We start from the raw sequence: 5,492 nt of genomic DNA on the forward strand, positions 1-5,492 counted from the left end.
ATTACCTGAAAATCTACAACCACAACATTCCCCAGCGCGCCTTGGATAACGCAACACCGATTCAGGCGATGAAGAAATGGCAGGAGAAAAAGCCGGAATTATTCGTTAAACGCGTATATAACCAGGCAGGTCTTGACAGCTAGGCGTACTCGCCGGTGAGGGGAGCAAAGCTTTTTCGGTTGGACAAGATCTAAAGGAACTGGTGGATCGGACTGATAGGGGCGAGACGGCGTCCTCATTTGGTAGTGTGGGACGCCCAGGATGGCCTCGTCTAACGGAACGGTTTTCGTTATCAAAGCCCATTATTGCGAAAGTCAACGGCTACGTACTTGGGGGTGGACTGGAGTTGGCACTAGCGTGTGACATTATCGTCGCGTCCGATTGCGCTATTTTTGCTCTGCCTGAGGCGCGCCTTGGCCTGGTGGCCGGCGCCGGCGGATTGTTTCGCCTTCCAAAACAAATTCCCTACAAAACGGCTGTTGGATATCTAATGACAGGTAGATCGTTCAGTGCAGGACGTGCTTACGAACTGGGCTTAGTCAATGAAGTGGTGCCATTGGGCGAACTCGATTACGCTGTCCAGCGCTGGGTGGACGATGTATTGCGCTGCGCTCCATTAGCGGTCAGGGCAATTAAGGAGGTTACCGCGCGCGCTCAGACAATGGATATTGAAACAGCATTCGCCACCTCATATGCATCTGAAGAGAAGCGCCGACACAGCCTCGATTGCATTGAAGGGCCACGAGCATTTGTTGAGAAGCGTGATCCATGCTGGAAAGGGGAATAACCACGATGGTTCTGTCGCATTAGCGAACGCCGGCGGGCCGTTCGGATAAGCTGCGGTGCCCGAATCCAGGACGAATCGACATGGTCAACTTCAAAGGAATGCGCTTTCCGATCGACGTGATCCTGGTTTGCATTCGTTGGTATGCGGCATATCCGCTGAGCTATCGACACTTGGAAGAAATGATGGAAGAGCGTGGCGTGTCGGTCGACCATTCGACGATCAACCGATGGGCGATTCGCTTCTTGCCGCTGATCGAGAAAATGTCCCGTAAACACAAGCGCCCGGTCGGCGAAAGCTGGCGCATGGACGAGACGTACATCAAGGTCAAGGGCGTCTGGAAATACCTCTACCGCGCCGTCGACAAGTAGGGCAAGACCGTCTATTTTCTGCTGACGGCCAAGCGCGACATGGCTGCGGCGAAGCGCTTTTTCGACAAGGCCATGGGAGCGAACGGCGATCCGGACAAGGTCGCGATGGACAAGAGCGGCGCCAACAAGGCGCCATCGATGCGATCAACGCCGGTCGCGACGTGCCGATCCTTGTGCGCCAAGTCAAATACCTCAACAACATCGTCGAACAGGATCACCGCGCCATCAAGCGAATAACGAGGCCGATGCTCAACTTCAAATCATTTCGCGCCGCCTGCTCCGTGCTCGCCGGCATCGAGCTCATGCACATGATCCACAAGAACCAGTTCGCGATCGACGGCGTGGATACAAGGTCGTTCGCCGACCAATTTTCTATGCTGGTAGGAATGGTCCGTCCGTAATGAGCGGCACAGTGCCCACCCAGGAAAATTCCGCCGTTTGATCGCCAATGCGACAGAACCCACGATGATGCCTATTTTAAGAACGTGGACTTTGTCGTAAAATTAACAGAAGGTAATTAGGAAAAATGTATTTTTCTCTTTAAAACTGCTGCATTCTTTGGAACTATGCTATGACTTTGCCACTGAGCCCTTGGCTGATTCGTCAGTCAGGCGCGGGGCGCCGCCTGCGCCTATATTGTTTTTGCTATGCTGGCGGTTCCGCTGCCAATTACGCGTCATGGCAAGCAGAACTGGACCCCGCGATCGAAATCTGCGCCATTGAATTACCGGGGCGCGGCCGCCGTTTTGGTGAAGAGCCGCTGACCTCGCTCGCTGCCGTCACCGCTACAGTGGCGCAGCTTATCGCGAGTCAGGGCAGTATGCCATTTGCCTTTTTCGGCCATAGCCTCGGTGCTCTGCTCGCGTTCGAAGTGGCGCGCTATCTGCATCACCAAAGGCTGCCAACTCCGCGTCACCTATTTCTATCAGGTGCGAGCGCACCCCAGCATCGGCGCAAATTGGAACTGCACCTGTTGGCGGACGATGCCCTAATCGAAGAACTAAAGCGCTACAACGGAACGCCGCTGGTCGTGCTTGAGCACCGCGAACTGATGAAACTACTGCTGCCAGTGATACGCGCCGACTTTGCTCTGGCCGGCAATTACACGTATCGTCCAGGTGCCTTGCTGAATATGTCAATGACTGTCCTGATGGGGAGGGAAGACAAAAACGGCGAGGGTGAGCATGTTGGAGGATGGAAAAAGGAAACCAGAGGCGACTGCCGCATCGCTTGGTTCGATGGCGACCATTTCTTCATTCATCCGCAGCGCGCCGCTGTGTTCGACTGTATCCGTTCAGAACTGCTCGGCATGGCATGCACCTAGAAACCCTGAGTGCGGTTCACATCTGGCAACTTGACCTGGACTGTGGCGCGCTCGACGCGTATAGCGCCATCCTAAGTCTGGACGAACAGGCTAGGGCTGACCGCTATTTCAGTGAAAGTTTGCGGTGCGACTTCATGCGTGCGCGCTGCGCGCTGCGTCTGGTGCTTGCGGAGTATAGCGGTTACGCCCCGGCCGGCATTGTTTTCCGGTACGGTGAGTTTGGCAAGCCCGAGATTAACTGGCCGAATGCGGGTTTGGCCCGCCACTTCAATTTGTCGCATAGCGGGCGCCACGCTCTGATCGCAGTGTCGGCATATCCGGTGGGGATAGATCTCGAATACATGTTGCGCGCGGACTGCGATATCGGCGCGCTGATCGATATCGTCTGCCATCCACGCGAAAAGGAAACTTTCAAGCTGTGCCCGCCAGCACAGCGGGCCGCGCTCTTCTACCGTATCTGGTCCCGCAAGGAAGCCTATTGCAAGGCGCTGGGCATTGGCTTGCAGGCCAATATGGGTAATCTCAGTGTCGAGGACGAGCAGGCGCTACCGATCGCGCTCGTGCAAGATGACAGATTGATGCAGACTTCGCGTTACTATTCCTACCTGCTTGCACTGCACCAAGCCAATCTTGCCTATAGCGCTAGTGTGTGCCTGCCAATTCCAGATGCGGCGATCAGCTTGCGCCCTTGGGCGTTGCCGCAGTGAGCCTGGTTCTGTCGCATTAGCAAGCCGCCGATCGCCGATCAAGTAAACTACGGCGCCCGAACCTTGGATGAATCGACATGCTCAACTTCAAAGGAATGCGCTTTCCGATCGAGGTGATCTTGGTCTGCATTCGTTGGTACGTGGCGTACCCGCTGAGCTACCGGCATCTGGAAGAAATGATGGAGGAGCGCGGCGTGTTGGTCGACCATTCATCGATCAATCGATGGGCGGTCCGATTTCTGCCGCACATCGAGAAGATGGCCCGCAAACACAAGCGTCCCGTCGGCGGCAGCTGGCGAATGGATGAGACCTACATCAAGGTCAAGGGCGTTTGGAAATACCTCTACCGCGCTGTCGACAAGCAGGGCAAGACCGTCGACTTCCTGCTCACGGCGATGGGCGACATGGCCGCGGCGAAGCGCTTCTTCGACAAGGCTATAGGAGCGAACGGCGACCCGGACAAGGTCGCGATGGACAAGAGCGGCGCCAACAAGGCGGCTATCGATGCGATCAACACCTGCCGCGACGTGCCGATCGTGGTGCGTCAAGTCAAATACCTCAACAACATCGTCGAACAGGACCATCGCGCCATCAAGCGGGTGACCAGGCCGATGCTCAACTTCAAATCGTTCCGCGCCGCCCACTGCGTGCTCGCCGGCGTCGAGCTCATGCACATGATCAGCAAGGGCCAGTTTGCAATCAACGGAACCGATGCGATGTCGTTCGCCGACCAATTTTATGCCCTGGCGGGCAAGGTCCGTCTTGTTTGAGAGGCGATGTGCCATGCCGGAAAAATTCCGCCGTTTCATCAACAATGCGACAGAACCTATTTTTTTCACACAACAATCAAACGCTTCGTAGTCCAACTTGGAGGAATGTATGGCAGGTAGAAAGAAATTTGTCGCAGCAGTCGTATTGGGTGCGCTGTTGTCGTTTTCCGCCTTCGCGGCGGAGGACACCGTCTTGAACGCGTCCGCCCGCGCTGCGATCGTGCAGACACTGGTAACGAAAATGAACGCAAATTACATCGAGCCAGCGGTGGCGGAACGGGTCGGCCGTGCGATCGCCAGGAAAAATGCAGAAGGAGGTTATGCGACCGCCGCCAGTGTGAAGGCGTTCAGTGCGGCGCTGGCGAAGGACTTGCGCGAATTGAGCGGCGACCTGCATTTCGGCGCCGCGTTTTATGAAGGTCTTCGTGAGCGCAGCGGTACCCCCGAACTGCCCAGTCGCGCCAAGATGGAAGAGTGGCGCGATCAAACCGCGCGGCGCGGCTATGACATCGGGAAGATCGAACGCCTTCCCGGCAACGTCGGCTATATCGAGCTGCGCGGCTTTGGCGGCCCGGAATTCGTCGGCGCGGCGTACACGGCGGCGATGTCGCTCATGGCGGGCACCGATGCGCTGATCCTCGACCTGCGCCGCAACGGCGGCGGCAGCCCGGCCAGCGTGGCTTACCTGATGAGTCATTTCTTCCCGCTAGGCGACGAGCGTCACCTGATCGACATGTACGACCGCCCGAGCGATACGACGCGGCAGTTCTGGACCGTGAAGACGGTCGCACAGCGTTACGACAAGCCCGTGTACGTGCTGACCTCGGCCCGCACGTTCTCCGGCGGGGAGGATTTCTCCTATGGCATCCAGGCGCAGAAGCGCGGCACGGTGGTCGGAGAAACCACAGGCGGCGGCTCCAATCCCGTGAGCTGGTACAACGTGGGGCAGGACATCATTGTCTCGATCCCGACCGCGCGCACGACCAATTTCGTCACCAAAACCAACTGGGAGCACGTCGGCGTGAAACCGGACATTGCCGTGCCCGCAGCACAGGCGCTGCAGACGGCGCATGTCGCCATCCTGCGCAACCTGGTGTCATCGGCAAAGGACGGCAACGAGCGCACGGAACTGCAGCGCCTGCTTGCGATGGTGGAGAAGGGAGAAACCGAGAAGCCAGTCTATACCCTCAGGGGGGAGCGTTAATCGATCCGCCTTGCTCCCCCCGAAGCCGTCACGAACGACGGCTTCTGACACGACTTTTTTTTGCGGCTCTCCCTTGTGCCGGCGATCTAAAGAGAAGGCTACTGGAATGTGCAAGCCGGATGAATATCCGGCTTCGCCTCAAGTGGCGCAAGATACATGCTATCGACTACATGTGAATCGCCACGAGTCTGCTAGACACTCAAGAGGGTTCTGTCGCGTTGTTGATCAAACGGCGGAATTTTCCCGTAACGGCCAGTGCCCCTTAAACTGGACGGACCATTCCTGCCAAGGCATAAAATTGGTCGGCGAACGACCTTGTATCCACGCCGTCG

Annotated in this window: 4 protein-coding genes and 3 pseudogenes; all 7 read left to right on the plus strand. The window is 57.0% G+C overall.

What is annotated here, in order from left to right; genetic code table 11:
- A pseudogene (locus tag CSZ94_RS29080) lies at window positions 1–143 on the plus strand (IS481 family transposase); the annotation flags it as partial.
- Between the two features lie 14 nt (window positions 144–157).
- Window positions 158–787, plus strand: a pseudogene (locus CSZ94_RS26800) (enoyl-CoA hydratase-related protein); the annotation flags it as partial.
- Window positions 788–867: 80 nt separating this feature from the next.
- Window positions 868–1,556: pseudogene (locus tag CSZ94_RS26805) on the plus strand (IS6 family transposase).
- Window positions 1,557–1,726: 170 nt separating this feature from the next.
- Window positions 1,727–2,479, plus strand: a complete 753-nt coding sequence (locus tag CSZ94_RS26810; RefSeq protein ID WP_102124286.1) for a thioesterase II family protein — start codon at window positions 1,727–1,729, stop codon at window positions 2,477–2,479.
- Window positions 2,470–3,186, plus strand: a complete 717-nt coding sequence (locus CSZ94_RS26815) for a 4'-phosphopantetheinyl transferase family protein (RefSeq protein WP_180977647.1) — start codon at window positions 2,470–2,472, stop codon at window positions 3,184–3,186. Before CSZ94_RS26810 ends, CSZ94_RS26815 begins: the two co-directional genes overlap by 10 nt.
- 77 nt (window positions 3,187–3,263) lie before the next feature.
- Complete coding sequence (locus CSZ94_RS26820) at window positions 3,264–3,956, plus strand: IS6 family transposase (protein ID WP_102124288.1); 693 nt, start codon at window positions 3,264–3,266, stop codon at window positions 3,954–3,956.
- A gap of 109 nt (window positions 3,957–4,065) precedes the next feature.
- The gene (locus tag CSZ94_RS26825; RefSeq protein ID WP_102124289.1) at window positions 4,066–5,160 is read left to right on the plus strand and encodes a S41 family peptidase; all 1,095 of its coding nucleotides are present in this window, start codon (window positions 4,066–4,068) and stop codon (window positions 5,158–5,160) included.
- Window positions 5,161–5,492 lie beyond the last annotated feature (332 nt).

This window comes from Janthinobacterium sp. ROICE36 (assembly GCF_002869965.1).
Classification (GTDB): Bacteria; Pseudomonadota; Gammaproteobacteria; order Burkholderiales; family Burkholderiaceae_D; genus Janthinobacterium.